The sequence below is a fragment of the Allobosea sp. 05T433 genome, assembly GCF_056396065.1.
The window spans coordinates 109,330-130,554 of record NZ_JBFTKS010000021.1 but is presented as its reverse complement, the minus strand read 5'-3'; the positions used below and the strand labels follow the sequence as shown (position 1 = coordinate 130,554).

Annotated in this window: 14 protein-coding genes; all 14 read right to left on the bottom strand. The window is 63.6% G+C overall.

From position 1 onward, the window contains the following. Positions 1–456: 456 nt before the first annotated feature. The gene (locus AC1DGP_RS24985; RefSeq protein ID WP_441509049.1) at positions 457–681 is read right to left on the bottom strand and encodes a hypothetical protein; all 225 of its coding nucleotides are present in this window, start codon (positions 679–681) and stop codon (positions 457–459) included. A gap of 648 nt (positions 682–1,329) precedes the next feature. After that, a complete protein-coding gene (locus AC1DGP_RS24980; RefSeq protein WP_441509048.1) occupies positions 1,330–2,139 on the bottom strand; it encodes an SH3 domain-containing protein in 810 nt (269 codons plus the stop codon). Positions 2,140–2,255: 116 nt separating this feature from the next. Further along, complete coding sequence (locus tag AC1DGP_RS24975) at positions 2,256–2,681, bottom strand: hypothetical protein (protein ID WP_441509047.1); 426 nt, start codon at positions 2,679–2,681, stop codon at positions 2,256–2,258. 521 nt (positions 2,682–3,202) lie between these two features. Further along, the gene (locus AC1DGP_RS24970; protein ID WP_441509046.1) at positions 3,203–3,787 is read right to left on the bottom strand and encodes a hypothetical protein; all 585 of its coding nucleotides are present in this window, start codon (positions 3,785–3,787) and stop codon (positions 3,203–3,205) included. 76 nt (positions 3,788–3,863) lie between these two features. Then, the gene (locus AC1DGP_RS24965; protein ID WP_476832636.1) at positions 3,864–6,080 is read right to left on the bottom strand and encodes a bifunctional DNA primase/polymerase; all 2,217 of its coding nucleotides are present in this window, start codon (positions 6,078–6,080) and stop codon (positions 3,864–3,866) included. A gap of 511 nt (positions 6,081–6,591) precedes the next feature. After that, positions 6,592–7,938, bottom strand: a complete 1,347-nt coding sequence (locus AC1DGP_RS24960; RefSeq protein ID WP_476832635.1) for an integrase arm-type DNA-binding domain-containing protein — start codon at positions 7,936–7,938, stop codon at positions 6,592–6,594. Positions 7,939–8,365: 427 nt separating this feature from the next. Further along, on the bottom strand, positions 8,366–10,390 hold the full coding sequence (locus AC1DGP_RS24955; protein ID WP_441507228.1) for a CHASE2 domain-containing protein: 2,025 nt from the start codon (positions 10,388–10,390) through the stop codon (positions 8,366–8,368). Continuing rightward, on the bottom strand, positions 10,390–14,139 hold the full coding sequence (locus AC1DGP_RS24950) for a FecR domain-containing protein (protein ID WP_441507229.1): 3,750 nt from the start codon (positions 14,137–14,139) through the stop codon (positions 10,390–10,392). The genes AC1DGP_RS24955 and AC1DGP_RS24950 overlap by 1 nt, the downstream gene beginning before the upstream one ends. A gap of 125 nt (positions 14,140–14,264) precedes the next feature. Next, the gene (locus AC1DGP_RS24945; protein ID WP_441507230.1) at positions 14,265–14,750 is read right to left on the bottom strand and encodes a Pycsar system effector family protein; all 486 of its coding nucleotides are present in this window, start codon (positions 14,748–14,750) and stop codon (positions 14,265–14,267) included. A 152-nt stretch (positions 14,751–14,902) separates the two neighbouring features. Then, the gene (locus AC1DGP_RS24940) at positions 14,903–15,541 is read right to left on the bottom strand and encodes a CGNR zinc finger domain-containing protein (RefSeq protein WP_441490151.1); all 639 of its coding nucleotides are present in this window, start codon (positions 15,539–15,541) and stop codon (positions 14,903–14,905) included. Positions 15,542–15,712: 171 nt separating this feature from the next. Next, positions 15,713–16,960 carry an aminotransferase class III-fold pyridoxal phosphate-dependent enzyme gene (locus AC1DGP_RS24935; protein ID WP_441507231.1) on the bottom strand — a complete coding sequence of 416 codons (1,248 nt, stop codon included), beginning with the start codon at positions 16,958–16,960 and terminating at the stop codon, positions 15,713–15,715. A 2-nt stretch (positions 16,961–16,962) separates the two neighbouring features. Beyond that, the gene (locus tag AC1DGP_RS24930) at positions 16,963–19,086 is read right to left on the bottom strand and encodes an ABC transporter permease (protein ID WP_441507232.1); all 2,124 of its coding nucleotides are present in this window, start codon (positions 19,084–19,086) and stop codon (positions 16,963–16,965) included. Further along, positions 19,083–20,228: an ABC transporter ATP-binding protein gene (locus tag AC1DGP_RS24925; protein ID WP_441507233.1), complete on the bottom strand. Its 1,146-nt coding sequence runs from the start codon at positions 20,226–20,228 to the stop codon at positions 19,083–19,085. The genes AC1DGP_RS24930 and AC1DGP_RS24925 overlap by 4 nt, the downstream gene beginning before the upstream one ends. Then, positions 20,225–21,196 carry an extracellular solute-binding protein gene (locus AC1DGP_RS24920; RefSeq protein ID WP_441507234.1) on the bottom strand — a complete coding sequence of 324 codons (972 nt, stop codon included), beginning with the start codon at positions 21,194–21,196 and terminating at the stop codon, positions 20,225–20,227. Before AC1DGP_RS24920 ends, AC1DGP_RS24925 begins: the two co-directional genes overlap by 4 nt. Positions 21,197–21,225 lie beyond the last annotated feature (29 nt).

Here is a 21,225-nt window from a genome sequence, read left to right as displayed (position 1 = left end):
AGTCGTGGCGGGTCAGGGCAATATTCTCGCATGCCTTACAACGGCAAGGCGCGTGGTTTCCGCGCGATGCAATGCGGCTCTTGATGCCGCTTACTTGCGCCAATGATCCTATCTCTACGGTAGCGACCTACAACTGTAGTAATGCCCCCTGACCGTCAATCCATTACCGAGACGATGCCGCTTGCGGCGTGGCGGCGTTCGCAGCCACAGTCCCCGTCGTCCCTTGGGGGGGCTCACTACCCGGGGGCGAAGTCACCTAATCTGAACCGGCTGATCCATGCGCCGCGGCCATGGCGAGCACCGACAGGGCCATCTGAGCGTTGGTCGGGCCTCTAAACATCCGGCTCCGCGGCTCCTAGCGACGCAGGCGGCCAAAGGTCAGGGCGCTCACCCAGGCGAGCAGCCAGCCCACGGCCACGAGAGCGTATACGGCGTTCTCGGTTGACTCACTCATGCCTATTCTCTCGCGGGGATGGCGGCGCCAGCGCGAAGCCCCCGGATTGCGACCATGACCTTGGGGTGATCCATCGGGGAATGCTGGCTCGCCTTCGCTGCATCGATCCGTTTGCGGCGTTCCTCAAGGCGGCCCGCGATCTGCTCGGGCGTCGATCGCGTCGGCGGGAATGACCTCGCCAGTTCGGCGATGTTCTCCACTTTGCTCAGGGCGGCGTTTCCGCTCATGACCGTCTAAAGCCTCAATAGGTCGCGCACGATCGCGTCACGCGCGGCCGGCATGCGAATGGTAGCGAGATCATCCTCGTCGTCATCTACCTTGGACACACTGAACGCTTCCTTCATGGCAGCGCTGGCATGCTGCGGTCGCCTTTTCAGGGGGAAATAGAGTTTTCAGCGTTCTTTGCGGTTCCGTATTCGTACGCGGCTGTTCCCGTGGCCGCAGAAAACGGGCGGCAAGCAAACATTGTGGCCAGATCGACGCTGATGTGGCGTTAACGGCCGACTTCGGCCCACCAACTCCGCAGTGCCATTGCAAATCGGCCACGGCAAAGAGCAGGCGTGGAGCGCTGTCGTGTCTCTCGCTTTGGTGCACAGGGAATTTGAGGAATTCACCTGTTTTGTCGCACGCAGCTGCGAACTTCCCGTTCTTCACAGGGGGCCACTGTTGACATCGCTGCCGGCAAACACCCCTATATCCCCGTCGGGTTTCTCTCACATTTTGTTGAGAGGAGTGACCCGTGCCACCCGAGTCCATCTGGATTGCTGCCGTTAGCGCTCTCGCTTTGCTCGTGAGCGCCGGGGTAAAAGTTTCAGCGGAGATACGTGCTTGGCGTCGATCGAAGCGGCGCGCAAAGTGAGCCGCGTCGCTGCTGCCTACCGACGACAACAGCCCACATATTCGCGAGCAACCCATCCCGAACGGCCGTCGGGGATCTCTACGCTTAGCCACCTCCCTGAGTGCTCGGAAACGCGGAGGGGCGTGTCGGGCGGCAGCTTTGCCAAGCGCTTTGATCGTAATTCCGGTCCGGCTTTCAGAGCCAGCCAATTGTCACCCAGCGGATCCAGGCCGGTCACGAAATGCGGATACTTGGGTGCTGCGCCAATCGCCTCGCCCGAAGGAGCCTCGACCTCGAGCAGGCGCAACGAGATGCCCGCGGCTTGCGCCTTTGCGGGCGTGAGCCATTCGATGGTGTGCGGATCCTCGCGCACGATCAAATCGATCGCGGAGGCAGATAGTCCCATCCGCTGCGCATAGGCCCCAACGAAGGCGTTCCCGACACTGCTTACCCGCTTCGTCTCCCCATCGTCGGTGAACACTGCGTGGAAGCCGATGCGTGAGGACGCAGACATGTAGCGATTGAAGCCACCGAGCCACGCCAAGGCGCAAGCTGATGCGCACGTGGTGCCTGGTGCAACACCAGTAGAGAAACGCCGCGCCCGAGCCATCTCACCGATTCGCATGCCAGCAACGGCGCTCCCGCCAGGACTGAGCAGCAGAACGACGCCACGTTCGTAATACGCCGCCGCTCGCTCGAAAACGAGTTCATCGCCTATGTCCAGATTGCCGCCGATCGCGATGAAGCCAACACCTTGGCCAACAGGTTGGTGGCGAATTTCAGCAGCCGACGAGCCATGGCTCAGAACCGCTGCGAGCACCAAAGCGCCAATGGAGCGCGCGAGCATGATCCTATCCCGTGTCGCCAACCAACGCCGCACGTTCGCCGCCCATCGCTGGATTAGCAAGCCCCGCTGCGCTGCTCCGGGGGCCGGTGAACGACGCACCGGCAACGCACGCGGAATCACTCCATAGGATCGACGTCTTCCGCATCGTCGGAGAGCACGACGATGCCGTTCACGATCTTGGCCTCCTCGGCACGCTGCTGCTCGAGCGCGTGGAGCATCTCTCTCAGTTCGGTGACGCTCATTTCGTTCAAGGCTCTGCCGCCGCCCACCGGAGGCTTTCCCGTCGCCGTGGCGGAGAAGCCGGCCCGGTCTAGAACTGCCCTGCAAGCGTCCGCCCGGACCTTGGGCGAGACATTCTTATCGGACATGATCTCGTCCAGAATAGCCACTGCCTTCGGTGCCAGGTCATCAGAGAGATGCTTCGACAGCGCCTGCCTGAGGATGATGGAGAACTCTTGCGTCTTCTTGAAATGGTAGACGCGGTTGGCGTTCGGCAGCCCCGCTCGTTTCGCAGCGTCCTCCGGCCCGCAGCCTTGCGACATCCACCAACAGACTTCGCGCTGTGTTGAGTCATCGAGGCCTGTGCGACTCGGGGGACGAGGCATTTATCGGTCTCCGATCATGACGCCTAACCACAAGGCTAAATCATAACGGAGCCGAAACAAATTTGCGAGAACTACAGGCTTCCGGAGCCCGGTAGTCCTAGGTTCAGACCCTTTATGCACCCGATCGCGCCGGCCACCGTCTCGGCTGACGCTAAAGCCCAAATCCCACTTTCACGTAGCGAGAATCGCGCTCTACTGTCTCCCATTTGCGGGCGCGCATACAATCCGTGAGCAAATCGGAGTTTGTCGACCGACTGTCTGGCAGAGAGTTGATTTGGAAGCGACAAGCAGCTTCATCCGCGAACATATCGGCTTCGGTGCGCGCTCCGAAGCCACGCAAATCGCGGTACTTGCTATCGAATGCCTCTTGACGGTCCGCGCACGCAGAAAGCAAGACTATCGTAGCGAGTAGGGCGGCGGATTTTTTCATGATCTACCCCAGCGGCAACCGCAGCATCTCACAGCGAATTCATCGCCGCTAGTCGACTGCGTCGGCTGACCTCAATGGCGATGATCTCGGAGACCGGAACGCAGAGCATCTTTGCAGCGCGCAGATGGGCCAGGCGCGTCTGCCTGATGCGGCGCTGGTCTGCGCGGAAGATGTCAGAGAGCTCTCGCGGGGATGGCTTTTCGGTGGCGGCGGAGGCTGCCTTTTCCATTTTGGCGAGGTGCGTTGCGTCGAGCATGAGCTTTCTCTTTTCCGCGGCGGTGCGTCGACGCTTAGCCACCGCGTGGGGCGAGACGGCCTTCGTCACCCTGCCAGGCTTCTTGCAGCCGTTGCAGCGCCGGCGGAGCTGATCGCGGCTTATCTCTGCCAAGGTGGCGCGGAAGGAGAACGGCCGGCGGCAGTCCTCGCATTTGGTCTCGAGCCAACGGAAGTCAATCTCGAAACCCGCGGCTGTCGGATGAGGCCTGACGTCGAAGCAATGGAACAACTGGCCGTAGGAATGGAAACGATCGCCCTGGGCGATGTCACCATTGCGTGCGCGGGCCGAATGCCGCGGCGCCCTGTCTTTAACCGAGGGGTGGACACGTCCGGCCATCTAGAAACAACTCCAACAAAATCCCCCCGCGAACAACCGAACACAGTCTTTAGACACTGTGTTCGGTTTGTTCGGGTTAGCGGGCACGAACAATTTCACGAATGTTCGCCCGTTGTTCGGCATTGTTCGTGAGTACAAATCCCTGATTATTCGGCACATTTTCAACCAATCCATGTTCGGCTAATGTTCGCAGGAGCCTCCTCGCCGCGCTTCTGAGACTGTTCGCCTCGGTCGATTTCGAGACGCCCCGAACATTCAGTTCTGTCGAAATTTCAGCCACCGAGAAGGCCTTGTCGCCCAACTCAAAAATGCCTGCAGCGGTCCCGTCGCGCGTGTTCTCTGGGCACGATTTCTCGACTGCGATTGTGAGCGCCGCCTGCTCTTGCGGTGAAAGACGAGGGACCTCGCCCCGGGCGACCTCATTGAGCCAATCGACCACAACCGTGGTGATCTCCTCCCCCTCGTCATCAAAACCAAGACCGACAACACGGATCCTGAACTGGATAGGCTCGATCTCCGCTCCTTCCTTGTTTCGCGGAGTGGTGACCTTCCGGATCTTCGTTTTCTCGTCGGTCTCAACCTGGATGACGACGTCTGTATCGTTCATCAGAAACCCGGAACCGCGAAACAAGCTCGAGCCGTCCTTCGGCGGGTGGTGCACCGCCAGCACGGCTGCTCCAGTTGTGCGGGCGACGCGGAGAATGTTCTTCAGCCAGGCCCGTGCATGTTCCGGATCGGATTCATTGCCGCCCGCCAGAGTGTGCGAGAGCGTGTCAACGATGATCAGGGCTGGCTTCACATTGAAGACAGCCGCGCGGGCTGTGACCGCAGATGCGATGGCATCAGCATCCGCAGTGCTTGTCCGTAGGTCGATCGACGCCTGGATCACCTCAAACGGAACCGGCCTCCCATCGGAAAAGTACTGACGTCGCGTCCCTTCGAAGCGGTTCGCGTTGCCGGTGAAGCCCTCAGTCGCAATGTAGCAGGCGTATCCGCCGCGTACTTTGTGCCCGTTCCAGTCCTTGCCCATCGCTACGTGGGCACAGAGATCAAGAGCGACAGGCGATTTACCGGCATTCGACTTGCCGGTGATCAATCCGGTTGCCCCGTAATTGATCAGACCCTTCACCGCATAATTCGATTTCGGCGCCCAGTTTAGATTGGTGATGTTGCGAGGAGCGAGTTGCTCGGCTCGGCTTCGTGCTTTCTGACGACTGTCAATAAGGGCGTGTAGCGGATCGCCTGCGGCCGGGGGGCGGTCCACGATCTCAACCGCTTCAAACTCGTCGTCGCCGGTCCACAGGAACTCGCAGCCTAGAGGACGGTCCCTGTGAGAGGTCAGAAAGTCAGTCGCCATGGAGTGGAGTTCATCGACGGACCACGAGGGGTCGGCATTCTCGTCATTCCAACCGCCGGGCTCAGTCAGAAGCAAAGCAGCTCCTGTCGGCGACATTCCCATGTCGCCCATCTTCTGAATAACCTTGATTGTCGCCAACCGACCGCCGTCGCCCTGGATCGCCATGGGGGCCTGCGTGCGCAAATACACCCTCGCCCGTGCGACTGCGTCTTCACGGTCAAGCGGGGACACTGCCTGCAACCCGTGGGGACGAGGCGGTGGGCGCACCGCCGCAACGATGGCGGCAAACCAGGATGGCGCAGTGGCGATCGGCGCATCGTCGGCGACCACATAGGGCACGCCGTCGATCACAGACCCTGGCGCAACGACATAGCCACCGTCGCCTTTGATATCGATGCCCTCGCCCAACGCTCCGACACTGTTGCGCACCCAACTCTCTGACGAAACCCGGAAGTACCGATGCTCCCCGCCGGTGGGGGTTATAACAGCAAGCGTCGGCGGCAGATCGTCATTGCGGAGCTCGAGGGCCTCAACTGAGTTCGAACCGTGCTTGCCGTCCTTGTTGTCCACGTCGAGCACGAGCAAACCGGCGCCGGTGGCGATTCCGATATTGAAGTCGAGAGGGTCCCCACTAAGCGCCTCCGACCACAGGTCACGCGCGCGCTCTGGGTTTGACGTGGCTTGGTCCTGCCAGCCAGCAAAAGCGGGGATCTTTTGACCAGGCTTCAAAGGGAAGACGCGGAAGCCGGCCGTGGCGAGAACGACGGCTTGTTCACGCCACGTGGCGGGCCTCATGGCCGCGCCAATATCCGTTGAAACATCAACGGAAGATGCGTTACTATTCATATGCGATAACTCAAAGATGCCCGGCGTACCGCGTGCTGGCGGCGCCGGGCTTTTTCGTTCAGGGGCGGCAGCGTCAGGCGATTCCATCATCGCCCTTTGTCCGCGCCGCTCAGCCACGCACGAACTTCACCGAGCCGGTATCGCGGCCGCCCTTCGACCTTGAACTGGCGCGGACCACGCGGCTGCTCACTTCGCGCCCAAAGGCGAAGTGTTACCGTGGCAAATCCACTGAGAGCGGAAACCTCAGAGATCGTGACAACGGTCTCATCCGGCGCATCAGCGATGCCCTCGAGGGAGACATGCCGGCGCGAGCGGTTCGCCGCCGGATCGGTCGCGGGTGTCGGCGTTGCGCAACGTTTTGAAGAGACTGTCCGCTTGCGAAAAACGGAAGGCGATGAGATTTCTGACTGCGAAAGCATAGCGATGCTCCTGATTTCGGGAGCGGTGGCCCGGGCTGATCATTTGCCCTATGTCGCTATGTGCAGTCGCTCTATCTTTCTATGTGCTCAGCTCGACCCGCCGCAGGGCGTTGTCGATACACACTATCCCACAACGCTCCTTGATCTTCAACTGTTTGATTTTATTCGACGATTAACGTCGATTATTGTCGAACCTTACTGCCGCCCGAGGTAGCCGTGACTGGCCTCGCTTTCCGTGAGCTCAAACGCACCACATTGGACTGCTCCGGCGCAGGCCCCGCGGCAAGTGCCTCGACAAAGCCCGCCCATTGCTGCGTCGCCTCGACCCGTGTCTGCCAGCGATCATACTTGTCATAGATCCGATCCAACTCGGTGCCGCGCTGGTGGCCAAGCATCATCTCGGCCGTGTCCTCCTCGACGCCAAGCCTCGTCAGCCCGGTACGCATCGTGCGGCGCAGGTCGTGCAGGGTGAAGTCGACCCCGGACGCCTTGCGCACCTTCGCAACATGCTGTGTCCAGCCGCTCATCTCCCGCCCCGTCAGAGGCGAGGCGAAATACAGCCGCTCTTTGGTAAGATCGCAGGCCGCCAGGATGCTGCGCAGCATCGGAGTGACGGGAATGCGGTGCGAGCGCCCTTGCTTTGTGTGGTAGGGAGGCAAGTCCAAATGCCCCCCGGCATCCATGCTTACCTTCAGCCGCGCGATCTCCGCGCGCCGGGCACCTGTAAGGATCATCGCGCGGATGTAGCGCCCCAACACCGTGTCAGGCGCCGCCGCGTGCCAAATGGCCTTCAACTCGTCGTCGCTAAGCGCCCTGCCCTTTTCTTCGGTGTCGATCCGTTCCGCTTTGGTGGAGCGCTCACGACGCAGCCCGGCGAGAACGTTATAGGGCGCCAGTCCCTTGTTCGTACACCACTCTAACCAGGTGCKAGCGTGGCGGCGGAAATCCGCCGCGGCGCCCGGTTTTCCCTTCGCCTCGAGCTTCTCGATCAAGCCTGTCACGTCAACGCGGCGCAGCGTGGCGACATCGCGAGCCTTCAGACTGGCGAGGTTCCGACGGAGCGTACTCATAGCGGTAGTCACGTTGACGTATCGACGGCGCTTCAGCGACGCTTCGTAGTCGTCCAGGGCAGCCGAGACCCTTGATTTTTCCTGCCGCCCGGATTCGCGGCGCGCAGCGGCGGGGTCCTGCCCTTTGGCAATTTTTCCGGCTTCAACCTGCGCAGCCTCGCGCGCCTTCTCGACCGAGAGCGCAGGCCACGCACCAAGCGGCAGCTTGATCGGATTGACGCGCCGGCGCGTGCCATCTGTTGCTTCGGTGTAAGCGCCGGGCGGTCGATAGACATAGATCCACGCGCGCCGCTTCTGGCCTATGCGCAAAGCTAACCCTGGCATCTTCTCATCCCATACGAGAAGCTCGCCTTTCTCAGGCGACGCGATCGAGCGTAGCAGCGCCTCGGTCAGCCTCTGCTTTAACGGCTCACGGCGCTTAACTGGATGGCCCGCGCCGGCGTCGGCTACATCAACCATTTGACCTCCGGTAACAGGATGGCAACACAGAACGATGATGATCGGTATCGGTTGGTATCGCATTTTGTCGTTGAAATTGCTGCATTTCTGGCGACAACGTATTAATCCATATCACGCGCGATCGACACAGTCACACACTTGGTAATGGAGAGGTCGAGAGTTCAATCCTCTCTCGCAGCACCAGCCCAACACGCCTGAAATCACGCAAATCAATGTGAGCATGGGTTACACACCCGCTTGGCGGTACGTGGGCGGCCGGTATGCCTGTTCTCACAGCTCGCCATCGCCGATATCCAAGGACCGGCATCCGTCCCTTGGAAATACCGATCGGACAGCCACCCCATCACAGATCGTCACATTGTGCTGAAACCGAGCCTCACGGACTGATCGCTCCGTCCTCCCATCGCGCTCGCGACCGCTGCTACCGTCAGACAGGCTCTGCGCGTGCCGTCACGGCCCCGCGCATCTTCTCAGTGTAGTCCGTCAAGCTCGGCCAGACCGAGGCGATGACGTCGAGTTCGGCCAGGGACGACATCGTGTCGCCCTGGGCCAATGCAGGACGCAGTCGTGCCTGGGCTGACAGGAGCGCTTGCCCCTCTGGCGTATTGCGCAGGCTTGCCTCGCCCAGCACCGTGAAGATCGGCGTCGCTTCGGTGCGCCCGCGAACGGCGATGCGGTCGAGTTCAAAGACAAAGAAGGCGTCCTCGATCGCGCGCGCGGTCCCGTCTCCGATGACGACCGGCACCGCGTAATCCTTGGTCACGCCCTCCAATCGCGACGCGAGATTCACGGCATCGCCCAGAACAGAGTAGTCGTAACGCCAGCGCGACCCGATATTGCCGACAACGCACATGCCGGTATTGACCCCCACTCCGACGGCAAGCGGCGGCAGACCGGGCTCCTCCATCTGGAGTTCCCCATTCAAGCGCTCGACCGCCTGCGACATTCTTAGCGCGGCGGCGATGGCAGCACTCGCATGGTTCGGATCGGACAGCGGCGCATTCCAGAATGCCATGACGCAATCGCCCATATATTTGTCGATTGTGCCACGGGCCTCCAGGACCTGTTCCGATAGCGCATCGAGAAGGCGGTTGATGATGCTGGTCAGCCGGATCGGGTCATCTTTCAGGCGCTCCGACAGGCTGGTGAAGCCACGCACGTCGCAGAACAGGACGCTGATCTCGCGCCGCTCGCCGCCCAGCTTCAACGAATCGGGATTGCGCGCGAGTTCCTCGACCAGATCGGGCGTGACGTAGCGGGAAAAAGCCTGCGAAACGGCGGCGCGCAGCCGGCGCTCGCGGGCGTAGTCGATGCCAAAGCGTGCGCCGAACCCTATGAAGGCCGCAAGCGTCGGCGTCACCGGCGGCAGCCAGACTCGGCCGTAGCGCAGCAGGAGCCAGCTGCCGGCGGCAATGGCAATGACGCTTGCCGCCGCGATCACGCCCGTGCGCCAGGTGATGGCCGCCGAGCCCGTGCCGCAGCCGATCAGGGAGCAAACCAGGACGACGGCTGCGATCGCGCTGAGTGGTGCGGGTCTGATCCAGAGCCCATGCCTGAGATTATCGAGCAGGGTCGCGTGGATCTCGACGCCCGACGTCAGTGTTCCGGTTTTCGTGGTGTAGGGGGTGGAAAACGCATCGTTCGCACCGGAAGCAGCAGTCGGGGCCGCCTTCAGGTTGAACCCAACCAGCACGACCTTGTCTTTGAGGAGGCCTGGCGGAAGAAAGGCTGCCGGGTCGAGCGCCTGATAATAGGAGACCGTCGGATAGGTGCGTGGTCCGCCGAGATACTGGATCAGGACACGCTCGGGGATAGCGGGCAGGGGTTCGCCAATCTGGCCAAGGAGCGCGGCGGCAAAGCTGCCTTCGATGCGTGGCATTCGCCGCAGGACGCCGTCGCTGTCGAGATCGACGGAGGTCACACCGGTTTCCGCGCCGTTTTCCGTGAACGCCGGCAGGGGCTCGACCAGCGAGACCTGCGTGCCATGGTCCATGGCGATGACTTCGCGATCTGCCGCCAGCACCATGCCGGGTGCGAGCGCAGCGGCAAGAGCGGCATCGGCGGCTTCACCCGACGGTTCCGAGAAGATGATATCGAGGCCAATGACCTTCGCGCCTGCCTGCTTCAGGCTCTGGACCAGGCGGGCGTGAGTTGCGCGCGACCAGGGCCAGCGCTCGGACAATTCGGCGAAGGACGGCTCATCGATTGCGACGATCACGGCCCCGGGCTGATCCGGCTGGGGCGGGGCGATCATGGTCAGGATATCGAAGACCCTGGCCTCGACGATCCTGATGCCGGCGCGGCCATGCAGCGGCACGATGAGAAGCGAAACCAGCGCTGCCAGTAAAATGTTGCGCAGGCGGGGGCGCCCGCGCAATTCGATCTGCAGGGCCCTGTAGCGGTGAAGCAGAGCCGCGGCGACCCGGCCTTGAGCAGGCGCTGCGCGCGCCATCAGAACCGGACCTTGAGCGAGCCGGCAATCGTGCGGCCCGCACCGAGGATCGCTTCGCTGGTGCCGACGCGCGCGGCGACCTGCTCGTAGCGCCTGTCGAAGACGTTGAGCAGGGAGAGTCCCAGCAGAAAGCGCCGATCCGGCGTTTCGTAGCTGGCCGCGAGGTCGGTGGTCCAGAAAGGATCGAGCTTGACGCCGCCGGGACTGTCGTAGCGCTCACCGATATAGTTCTCGATCACCGAGAACTTGATGCGGCTGGGATGGACGAAAGTCAGCCCGGCGCGCGCGAAGCGACGCGGCACGAACGGCACGTCGACTTCCAGGCCGTTCGCGTCGATCGTACTGGAATTGGCCATGCCGATGGTGCCGAAGACGCCGATGCCATGCGTCAGCCAGATATTCGCGGTCGCCGTGACATAGTCGATCCTGGCCTTGTTCAGGTCGAAGCTGTCGAGCGTGTCGGGGAAATCGAGCCGCAGGTTTCGGGCTCGCTGGTTCTGGTACTCGACTGCGGTGAAAATGTTCTGGGTCCATTCGGCGTCCCAGCGCAGCGCCACCGTTTCCTTGTTGCCGCCGAGCTGGACCGGCAGGGCGTTCGGAACCAGCCCCACCGTGGTCACCGGTGACAATGTGAACCCGTTCGGCAACTCGGTGTCGCGCCGCCAGGCCGCGCGCAGCCAATGGTTATCGATCGGGGAGAAACCTATGCCGATGCGCGGATCGGCATAGGTCTTGGACCGCGACGGCCCCATATCGGCGCCGAGCAGCTGGATGCCACCCTCGATCTGGATCTTGTCGGAGGGCTGCCATTGCAGATTGGTATAGGCGCGACCGGCCGTGAAATTGCTGCGGGTGCCGTCAAAGGTGTCGTTGCTTTCCAGGAACGAAATGAGGGGAATGGACAGCGTCGCGCCTTGCGCGATGAAGCTGCGAATGCGTCCGCTCTGGCCTTCGAGGCCGCTGCGCAAGGTGAAATCGCCGAAGCCGAAGGTATGGCTGAGCGCGGCCGTGACTGAATCGACCTTCGTGTCCTTCCGCTCGCGCGTGTCGAGCGACAGGAAGAACGGCCCGAAGGTTGGATCGTCGATGACGGCGGCATTCGTCACAGTCCGACGCTGTGACTGATCAGCCCCGGTCGCGACCACTGCACCGGTCAGCACGTTGCGGTAGCCGAATGTGTGGCTCCAGCCGGCGCCGGCCTGATAGGTCTTCACGGAATTGGTATCAGCGTCGAAGAGGTTGATCGCCGGAGCGATCAGATCCGGCTTGGCTGAGTTCACCGTGCCCCAGAGCAGGAAGCGATCGGCCGCACTGGGCGCGATACCGACGAATGCCGCCGCCGACTGGCCGTCTTCGCCGCCGGCCCGGCCGCGGCGATTGCCCGTGTCGATCCGGTTATAGGACAGGGAAACCGATGTCGGCACCGGCTCGTTGCTGAAGGCCTGGACCATGGCCTCGCTTTGCCAGCCGTTGCGGCCGTTGCGGCGTATGAGAGAGCCGCCGAACTCGATGTCGATGAAGGGCCGGCGCAGCAGATCGATGCGGCCGATACGGCCGGAGACCGCCAGCGGATCGAAGAACAAGCCCTGCAGGATGAGGTTGCCGGCGACATCGGCGGTACCGCCTTCGATCTGGTCGAGCGTCGGGCGGGCGAAGAGCGGCCGGGCGCGGCGCGCTGCCGATTGGTCGAAATAGCTCGTGGCGCTGAACGGATCGGCGACGCGGTCGGTGTAATAGCGCCCCCAATCCTCGAGGCTCAGCAGGCGATAGGCCTGCCCGAGATAGGAACCACCGGTCTTCGTCGTCGCCAGCGCCGCGAAATAGCCCCCACGGTTGCGATAGCGTCTCACAGCCTCGCGCGCATTGATGATGGCGGCATCGGCCTCGAGCTGGTCGACGGCGATGGCAGTCCGGGTGATGGATATGATGGGATCGTTCTTGTCGAGACGGTCGGCATTGTCGAGCGCCTGGCCAGCCACTTCCAGGTCACCACTCTGATATTGGGCAATGGCGACCGCGAGCAGACTCTGCGCGTCAGCTGGATTGGCGGCGCTTCCGGCGAGCGTGAACTCCAGCGCCTTCGCCATGTCGCCCTTCTGCAGGTAGTAGCGCCCCTTGGCGGTGTAGGCGGCATCGAGCGAGGGATCGAGCGCCAGTGCCTTCTCGATCAGCCTTCCGGCTTCATCGACGCGGCTCTGGTCGAGCAAGAGAGTGGCGAGATTCGCATAGGCAACAGGATCATCGGGATCGACCGCGATAGCCCGCCGGAAGGCACGCTCGGCCTCAAGCGGCGCATCGCGGGCGCTCTCGGCGAGGCCAAGGCCGTTCCAAAGCGTGGCCTCGCCGGGAGCGACCTCCGTGCCGCGCGTGAAATCGGCAACGGCCCCATCGAGATCGCTGTCGATGCTGCTCTTGAGGTAACCGGAGGCCAGCAGCGTCTCGGGGCTGTCGGGATCGATGGTGCGCATGCGCTCGACGGTGGCCCGCATCTCGTCGCGTCGGTTCAGGAGCAACGAGACCTGCGCCGACACCATCGAGGAGAGCAGGTGGCGGGGCGCCGCCTTCTCCGTCTGACGCAGCACGTTTGCCGCCTCTTCCAGGCCTTTGCCGAAGCCCATGACATAGGCGGCACAGACATTCTGGTCCGCTCCACCGACGCGTGGCATTGGCAGCACGCGCTTGGGTTCGGCCATCGTGGCGGCGGCGTAATAACCGCATCGCGCCGTCAGTTGCTGGCGCCCCGTCGTGCCACGTGCCGCCCGCGCGAACAGCGCGGCTGCTTCCTTGTAGCGCTTGGCCGAACCCGCGAGCATCGCCTCGACGAGATCGAGGCGGGCGCTCTGGCTGGAACGGTTCGCCTGCGTCTCGCCCGTACCGCGCCGCGCCGCAGTCCAGTCCTCGTCCGGGCCCGGGATGAAAGCCGGACGCTGGCCGAGGCGCCGGCGCGCCTCCGCCACCGCCTGCAGCACGATCTCGCGCGGATCATGACCCATGCCATTTTCCGCAATCGCGACCCAATCCTCAGTCGTGCGCGCCGGGATCGGGATGGCGGCGAGCCGCGCGCGCTCGCTGCGCCGTGCCGCACCGTCGAGGCGGGTCGCCGGCAGGCCACGGAACAGGCCGCGCAGCTCCATGTAGAACAGCATCTGCTCGCGATCGTCGGACCTGACCAGAACGGTCTTGGTCGGACGTTCTCCGATACGCGCCGTTGCGCCTTCGCCTTGCTGGACCGTGACCGAGCCCTGGGGGTTGCTGAACTCGACTGTGCCTTCCAGCACGACCAGCGACGTGCGGTCGCCCTGGACCGACAGCGACCAGTCGGTGCCGCGGATCGCGGCCGAGGCGGCCGGCGTCTTCACGGTCACGCCAGTACCGCCGCGCGAGGCACGAGCCCAGACATTGCCATTCGGCACTGTCAATTCGGTCGTGCCCGTCGCCGCTGCGACCTGGTTGACGACGAGCGTCGACTGGCGCCCGACGCGGATCGTCGTCTGGTCCTGAAAGGTGATGCCGAGCGTCCCGATCTCACCGGTACGCAGCGTATCGCCACCAACCACGTCCTGGCGCACGACGGCCGGGTGCCAGCGCGGCTCTCGCTGCAGCTGGAGTTCCTCGCCCCCCTTTGCGGAGACGATGGCGCCGGCGCGAGGCGTCGATCGCGGTACAGGCTCCTGGGCCGATCCCGCCGTCGACGTTGCGGCCACAACCATGAGGCCGGCAAATCCCCGGCGAACGACGCGGCGGAACATGGTGAAGCCCCCGGAGCAATCCAAAACCGTCTAACTAGCTTTTGCTGGTTACAGGTATTAGGGGATGACCTACCGTCCGGCTGTGCCTTTTAGGCAACATGCCGGAGAAGATTTCCAAGCTCCGATTAAAGTGACTTGGCCAAAGATATGGCCCATGTCCACGGGACGGCAGTCAACAAGAGTGCAATCAGCCCCCGCTTGAGGCAGCGAAACTTCGAACGCAGTATCCGGGCGTTGACGTAACACTGGTTCAACACGTCATCGAGGTATTCTTCTTCCGTCATCTTGACGAAGCGAGAACGAAACTCGTCCTGCGGGAGGCCTGCGACAGTACCGAAAAAGGAGAGCGATGGTTTTCCAGCCCGCAGGCGAGGAATCTGCCCGCGCATCAACTGGTACAGAACCGTCGCGAACCCGCCCGCCGCAACGGCCAGGGCAAACATAAAAATGCCGTTCCATTGCTTTACGGCAGGCGTTGCAGCCGAGAGCGCGCCCATCATAGCAACTGTGATGCCCATCAGCCCGGCGCTGCGGCTATCATGCCGCCCGATCCAGTCGATCATCTGCGAAAGCGACTTCTCGGCCCGCTCCCTGACCCAGTCCTCAGCCATTTTCTGCCCTCGCCCCCACCAAGTCCCTTTGCGTCAATCCACAATCACGCGCAAGTACTCTCAGTATCGACCCGACGTGCGAGAGAGATCGGCATCGTTGCTCATTCCATCGCGGCATCAGGCGCCAGGACGTCTTCGGTTGGAATACAGCTTCAGCTGGCTTCGAACTTCCGGGCTCGAAACGCGCGCATTTTCGCGCGGTTGCCGCAAACCTCCATCTCGCACCAGCGTCGCCGCCGATTCTTGGTCGTGTCGAACATGAGCCAGCCGCAATGGTCTCCCTCGCAGCGCTTGACCCGCGCGAGATCTTGCTGGGTCATCACGGTGAGAGCCGAGAGCGCAATCGGCCCGAGCACCGCCTCCACGAGGGCCGTGTAGGGGTCCCATGTCCAGGCGAATCCACCGCCTGAGGTCGAGAGCCGCGCCCGGCTCAGGCAATGGGCATGAACCGCCGTCAACGCCGCGCGATCCTCCTCCCGCGGCGTATCGCGCCGGGCCAATGCCGCGCCGATCTCGTAGACGGTTTCCCGAAGCGCATGGGCCTCGCTCAGCAGCCGGGAAGCGAGAACCTCGTCGGCAGCGACCATTGCCAGGGCCGCATCCCTGTCCGTGTCACTAAGCAGTTTTGCGAGATGCGCCCAGAGGACGATATCGGCCCCGTTATGCAGATACTCGGCATGCTGCGTCCCTCCCCGATCCGCGACAGAATTGACAAAATCGAAGGCGAGCTCGCTGGCGATAAGCGGCAAACTCACAGCGCGGCTGGGGGGCGGCAGGTCGTTGGCATCCATGTAACCGCCTATACCCGTTTAAAAGGTTCTATCAAGCGCTTTCCTCGCGCTCCCTCCCGTAGCGGAGAGCCAGCGGGACACTTGCCCTCGGGGATGCCTCTGACCATGTTGCTGGCCCTCCCGCAGACCGGACGCGGCATCTTGCAGGTACGCTGCGACAGCAGTGCGATTTCAGCAAGGAGGCGCCGCGGCCACCCTTTCGAGCCGTTCGAAACACAGTTCGAGTTCGGCATCGGTCACGGTCATGGGCAGAGAAAAGCCGATGCTGGCCGGCCCTTTGGACGTCGTCGAAAGGCCGAACTCGAAACAGCGCGACACGAGCCTGGCCGCGAATGCCGGGCCGGGATTCATGCCGAAAGCGGCGGGGTCGAACTCGATGGCGAGCAGCAATCCGCACCCTCGTACGCCGAGAATGGCGGGGGCCTCGCTTGCGAGAGCGGCGATGCGCGACCTGATGCGCCGTTCAAGCTCGGCAGCGCGCCGCACCAACCCGTCACGCTCGACGATATCGATCATGGTCAGGGCGGCTCGCGTGGTGAGCGGGTTCTTCTCATGCGTGTAGTGACCGAGATCGAGCTCGGGGGCGATGTCCAGCCGCGCGTCGGCGATGACGGCGGCGATCGGCAGGAGCCCACCACCCAGCGCCTTACCGAGCACCACCGCGTCGGGTATGGCGCCGACATGTTCAAAGGCGAAGAAGCGGCCGGTCTTGCCGAGGCCTGATGGAATCTCGTCGAAGATCAGCAGTGCGCCGTGCCGGTTGCAGAGATCGCGCACTTCGGCCCAGAGCCCGTCCGGCGGGACATGGCAGTTGGAACGGATCGGCTCAGCGACAACGGCCGCGATGCCGGTCTCGGACCTCCCAAGAGCTTCGCGCATCTCCGCGAGCATGCGCTGCGCGCCGTCCGGCGCCCAATAGGGCGTCACGTGCCGACGCCCCGGCAGGAAGGGGCCGAGGCGCGGGTCCGCTGCGGCTTTCGACAGGCCAAAAGCGCCGAAGCCGTGCCCGTGATAGGAGCCTTCCAGCGAGATCGTCTCGTGGCGGCCCGTCGTCACGCGCGCCAGCTTCAGGGCGATCTCCATGGCGTCCGAACCGCCGGTCGCGAAGAGAACCTTGGCCCGCGCACCGGGCCAGTACGCCAGCAGCTTCTCGGCCAGCCCAACTGCGGGTTCGTTGGTGAAGCGGCGCGGCGCGAAGGGCAGCGTATCGAGCTGACGCTTCAACGCCGCGATCACCTCGGGGTGACCATGCCCGATATGGTGGACGGTGTTGCCGTGCAGGTCGATGAAGCGGCGCCCCTCGCTATCCTCGAGCCAGATGCCCTCCGCGGCCCGCAGTGCCGACAAACAGGGGCTCGATCCCTTCTGGTGGAAGAAGGCAGTTGCGTCGCGCGATACGAGATTGTCTTCCATGGCCATCGTCATTTCGAGAATGCTGAGAAGCGCGGCAACGTCAGCCAACGCAGTGGCGAGAGCCGGTGCCGACCAGGCTCCCTGCGCTTTTCGATCAATCTTGCGAGGCCGATGGCGGCGAGCGCGAAGGCCAGCAGGACGAGGCTCTTGGCGGCGGCATAGCCGAATTCACCAGAGCTGGCGTGGTTGAAGATCGCCACCGAAGCGAGCTTGTGGTTGCCGGAGACCAGGAAGATGACCGAGGACAGTGTCGTCAGCGCGTCGATGAAGACATAGAGCATGCCGAGCAGCAGGGCCGGCAGCAAGATCGGCAGCGTGACGTTCAGGAAGCGCAGGACGAGGCCGGCGCCAAGACTTTCTGCTGCTTCGTCGATGGAACCGTCCACGCGCTGCAGGGCTGCGCGGGCGGCCAGCACGCCGACGAAGATGTTCGAGAACAGGATATTGACGACGAGGATCGCTGAGGTGCCGGTCAGCGACAGGCTCGGAATGCCGAAGGGGATGTTGAAGGCGACGATATAACCGATGCCGAAGATGATGCCGGGCAGGATCGCCGGCACCAGCACGAGGAAGACGATGAGGTTGGCGCCCGGCGGCCGCAGGCGCTCGACGACATAGGCGATCACCACGGCGAACAATCCACCCACCGGGCCCGCGATCACACCGATACGCAGGCTTTCCCAGACGAGTTCGAGACCGCGCTCGGAGCTGCCATAGCCCGTGCCGGCAAGGCCGACCTTTGCGCCTTCTCCCGTGAAATGGCCGAGCGTCAGGCTCCAGTCGGTGCCCCAGACCTTTGTCACAGCACCCAGCGCCATGGTGCCGTAGACCGCGAAGATGAGCGCGCCCACCATCCCGGCCAGCGTGGCCAGGCCGATGCGCCAGGAGCGCGGCATGGGCAGCTCGGAGCGCCCCGCGATGCTCGCGCTCGAGTAGCCCTTGCGGCGCCCGAACAGCTCGAGGCCGAGATAGAGCAGCAGCGAGGGGATGATCAGCCAGACACAAAGCGCGGCGGCAAGCGGCGTATTCCTGTAGGCGGTGATCTCGTCATAGACGATCCCGGCGAGAACAGGGGTATCCCGGCCGAGAATCAGCGGATTGCCGAAATCCGTCAGGCTCATGATGAAGACGAGCACGATCGCGCGTTTGATCGCGGGCAAGGCCAGCGGCAGCGTGACATGGCGAAAGGTGGTGAAGTGACCAGCGCCAAGTCCGGCTGCGGCCTCGTCGATGCGCCCGTCCTGCCGGCGCAGGACGTTGTCGAGAATGATCAGCGTCGCTGGCATGAAGGACAATGTCTGTGCCAGCACGACGCCGAGAAGACCGTAGAGATTGCTCTCATCAGCGTCGATCAGCCCGAGGCCCTGGTCGAGCAGCGAATGCGTCACCAGCCCGCGCCGGCCGAACAGCATCACGGTCGCGGTCGCGATCAGCACCGGTGGTGCGACCAGCGGCATCAGGAAGACGCCTCTCATCACAGAGGGCCAGGGCACGCCGCCGCAATTGATGCCGTAAGCCAACGCAAACGCCAGGGGCACCGTGAAGACCACCGACAGGCCGGCAAGCGTCAGGCTATTGAATGCAGCGTTTCGAAGATAGGAATCCTGGAAGACCTTCAGGTAGTGGTCGAGCCCCCAGCGCTCCTCGGAGCCATTGCGCAGCGTGTCGAACGCCTGCTGGCCGATCAAGCTCTTCACCCTGAAGGCGAGCGCAGTCCGTTTGTGCAACATCACATGCGCGAGCGCCTGATTGTCGGCCACCTCGGCCCTGTCCTGCGGCCCAAGGGCGGTGAGTGCGGCCTGCATCGCCTGAGCCTGTTCGGAATAGGGCGCGGTGCGATCCCAGGGCGGGGTGAGCCCGGCGAGCCGGAAGGCCGCAGCGCTCCCTTCGACGCGTTCCGGCTCGGTCGCCGTCTCGCTCCAGCGGCGCATCAGGATTGCCCTGTCTTCCGTCGGTAGCTGGTCCAGGGCCTCGACCGTGACCGCCTTCAGGCGCACCAGAGGCATCGGACCGGAGATGACGAAGCTATTGACGAGCACGGCGCCGATCGGCACGCCGATGAAGACCAGCAGCAGCAGCGTGACGACGCCGCTCGCGAGTGCACGCGGCACTTGGCGCAGCAGGCGCGTCATGACCGGCCCCGCGCCGGTATCAGCGCCGCGCGCCGAGCATCTGGCATGACGATGACCGGCGCGCCGCGTGTGCCGATCCGCTCAGCCTCGTGCGACGGGCAATCGGCAATGACGGTCCGCCCGGAGTCCAGCGTCACGGTGAGGCGCACGACGGCACCAAGGAAGGCCGCGCCCGCGATCCGCCCAGGGAGCCCGCTTACCCCAGGGTGGGCAGCTGAGGCGACCCCAATATGCTCGGGCCGATAGACAGCGGTGACGCGTTCGCCGGATCGGATATCGGGCGGGAGCGCCATGGGCCAGATCTCGCCATAGGCGTCCACGCCGCCGGCCACCGCATGCCCTTCGATCAGGTTCGAGACGCCGATGAACTGCGCGACGAAGAGGGAACCGGGGCGGTGATAGATTTCCGCGGGCGTGCCGATCTGCTCGAAGCGTCCGTTGCACATCACCGCGACCCTGTCGGACAGGGCCAGGGCTTCTTCCTGATCATGCGTCACATAGAGGGTTGTGATGCCGAGCCTGTCGATGATCGACCGCAGCTCGTTACGCAGCTTGACGCGGATGCGAGCATCGAGTGCCGACATCGGCTCGTCGAGCAGCAGCACCTCGGGATCGGATGCGAGCGCGCGCGCCAGTGCGACGCGCTGCTGCTGACCGCCCGACAATTCGTGCGGATAGCGTTCGAGTAGTCGCTCCATCTCGACGAGTCGTGCCAATTCGACGACGCGGCGCTCCCGTTCATCGCGGCCGCGCGAGGCGATCATGAGCGCGAAACCGATATTCTCGGCGACGGTCTTCGTCGGAAACAGCGCATAGGACTGGAAGACGAAGCCCATGCGCCGCCGCGCTGGAGCCATGTCGGTGACATCCTGCTCCGCGCGCAGGACGCGCCCGCCATCCGGCCGCACGAAGCCGGCGATGATCCGGAGCAAGCTCGTCTTGCCGCAGCCGGAATCGCCGAGAAGGGTCACGAATTCTCCCTTGGCGAGATCGAGCGAGACGGCATCGACCGCCCGGGCGGAACCGCCATAGGATTTGACGATGTCGCGCACGGCCAGATGCGGCCGGCCCCTCACGAGGGCCGGTCGCTCTGCGGCAAAGGGCGAGGCCGCCAGTTCGATCACGGTGGCCAAATCCGTCACTGCTTGAGGATGCGGCTGGCGAATTCGCGCCGGAACGCTGTCATGTCGACGGGGCGGCGCATCTGCCAGAGCGTGATCTGCTTCAGATCGACCAGACCGTGCCCGGGCACCGCGGTCGCGCCCACCACCTTGCCGAGCACAGCGGCGGCATCGTCGCTCGCCATGAAATCGAGGAAGACCTTGGCCTCGGCCGGGTTGGGACCGCCGGCAACGAGACCACCGCCCTCGGTGACGTTGGGCGTGATCCGGCCATAGACGATCTCGACCGGCTTGCCCGAGGCCTTGGTCTCGAAACAGGTGGTATCGAAGGTCAGGCCGATCGCGACTTCGCCCGCGCCGGCCAGTTGCGCGCCACCGGAACCTCCATCGGAATACTGGTAGACGTTCTCGTTCAGGTTCTCGACGAACGGCCAGCCGAAAGCGTCGACGAAAGTGGTGAGGATGGCGCCGCCGGTGCCCGATTTGAGCGGCGACGGCAGCGAAATCTCCTTGCGATAAGCCGGCCTGATCAGGTCTTCCCAGGTCGCGGGCATCGGCAGGCCCTTCTGCGCCAACCGTTCCTTGTTGACGACCATGCACATCGTCGTGGCGAAGTACTTGTTGTAGAAACCATCAGCGTCGCGGAAGGCGGGCAGGATCTTCGAGCCCTTCGGCTCGTAGGGCTCGAATACGCCGGCCTGCTTGAGTTGCTCCAGAGCGGCGTTGTTGACGAGATAGACGACGTCGGCCTGGGGCTTGGCCTTCTCGGCGATCGCGCGTTCGGCGATCGGGCCGGTCGAACCCGATACGAACTTCACCTCGATATCGGGATGCTTTTTCTTGAAGGCGCCGACCAGCGCGGTGTTGACGCTGTCGGAGGCGTTGTAGATCACGACCTCCCTGGCGTGTGCGGCGCCGCCTGCCAGGGTGAACGCCGCCGCCGCGATGGCGGCGATCCGTGTGAGGCCTTTGATGCTGGGGCTTGGCATGAATGTCTCCGTGCCTTTAGGAGCTGTCG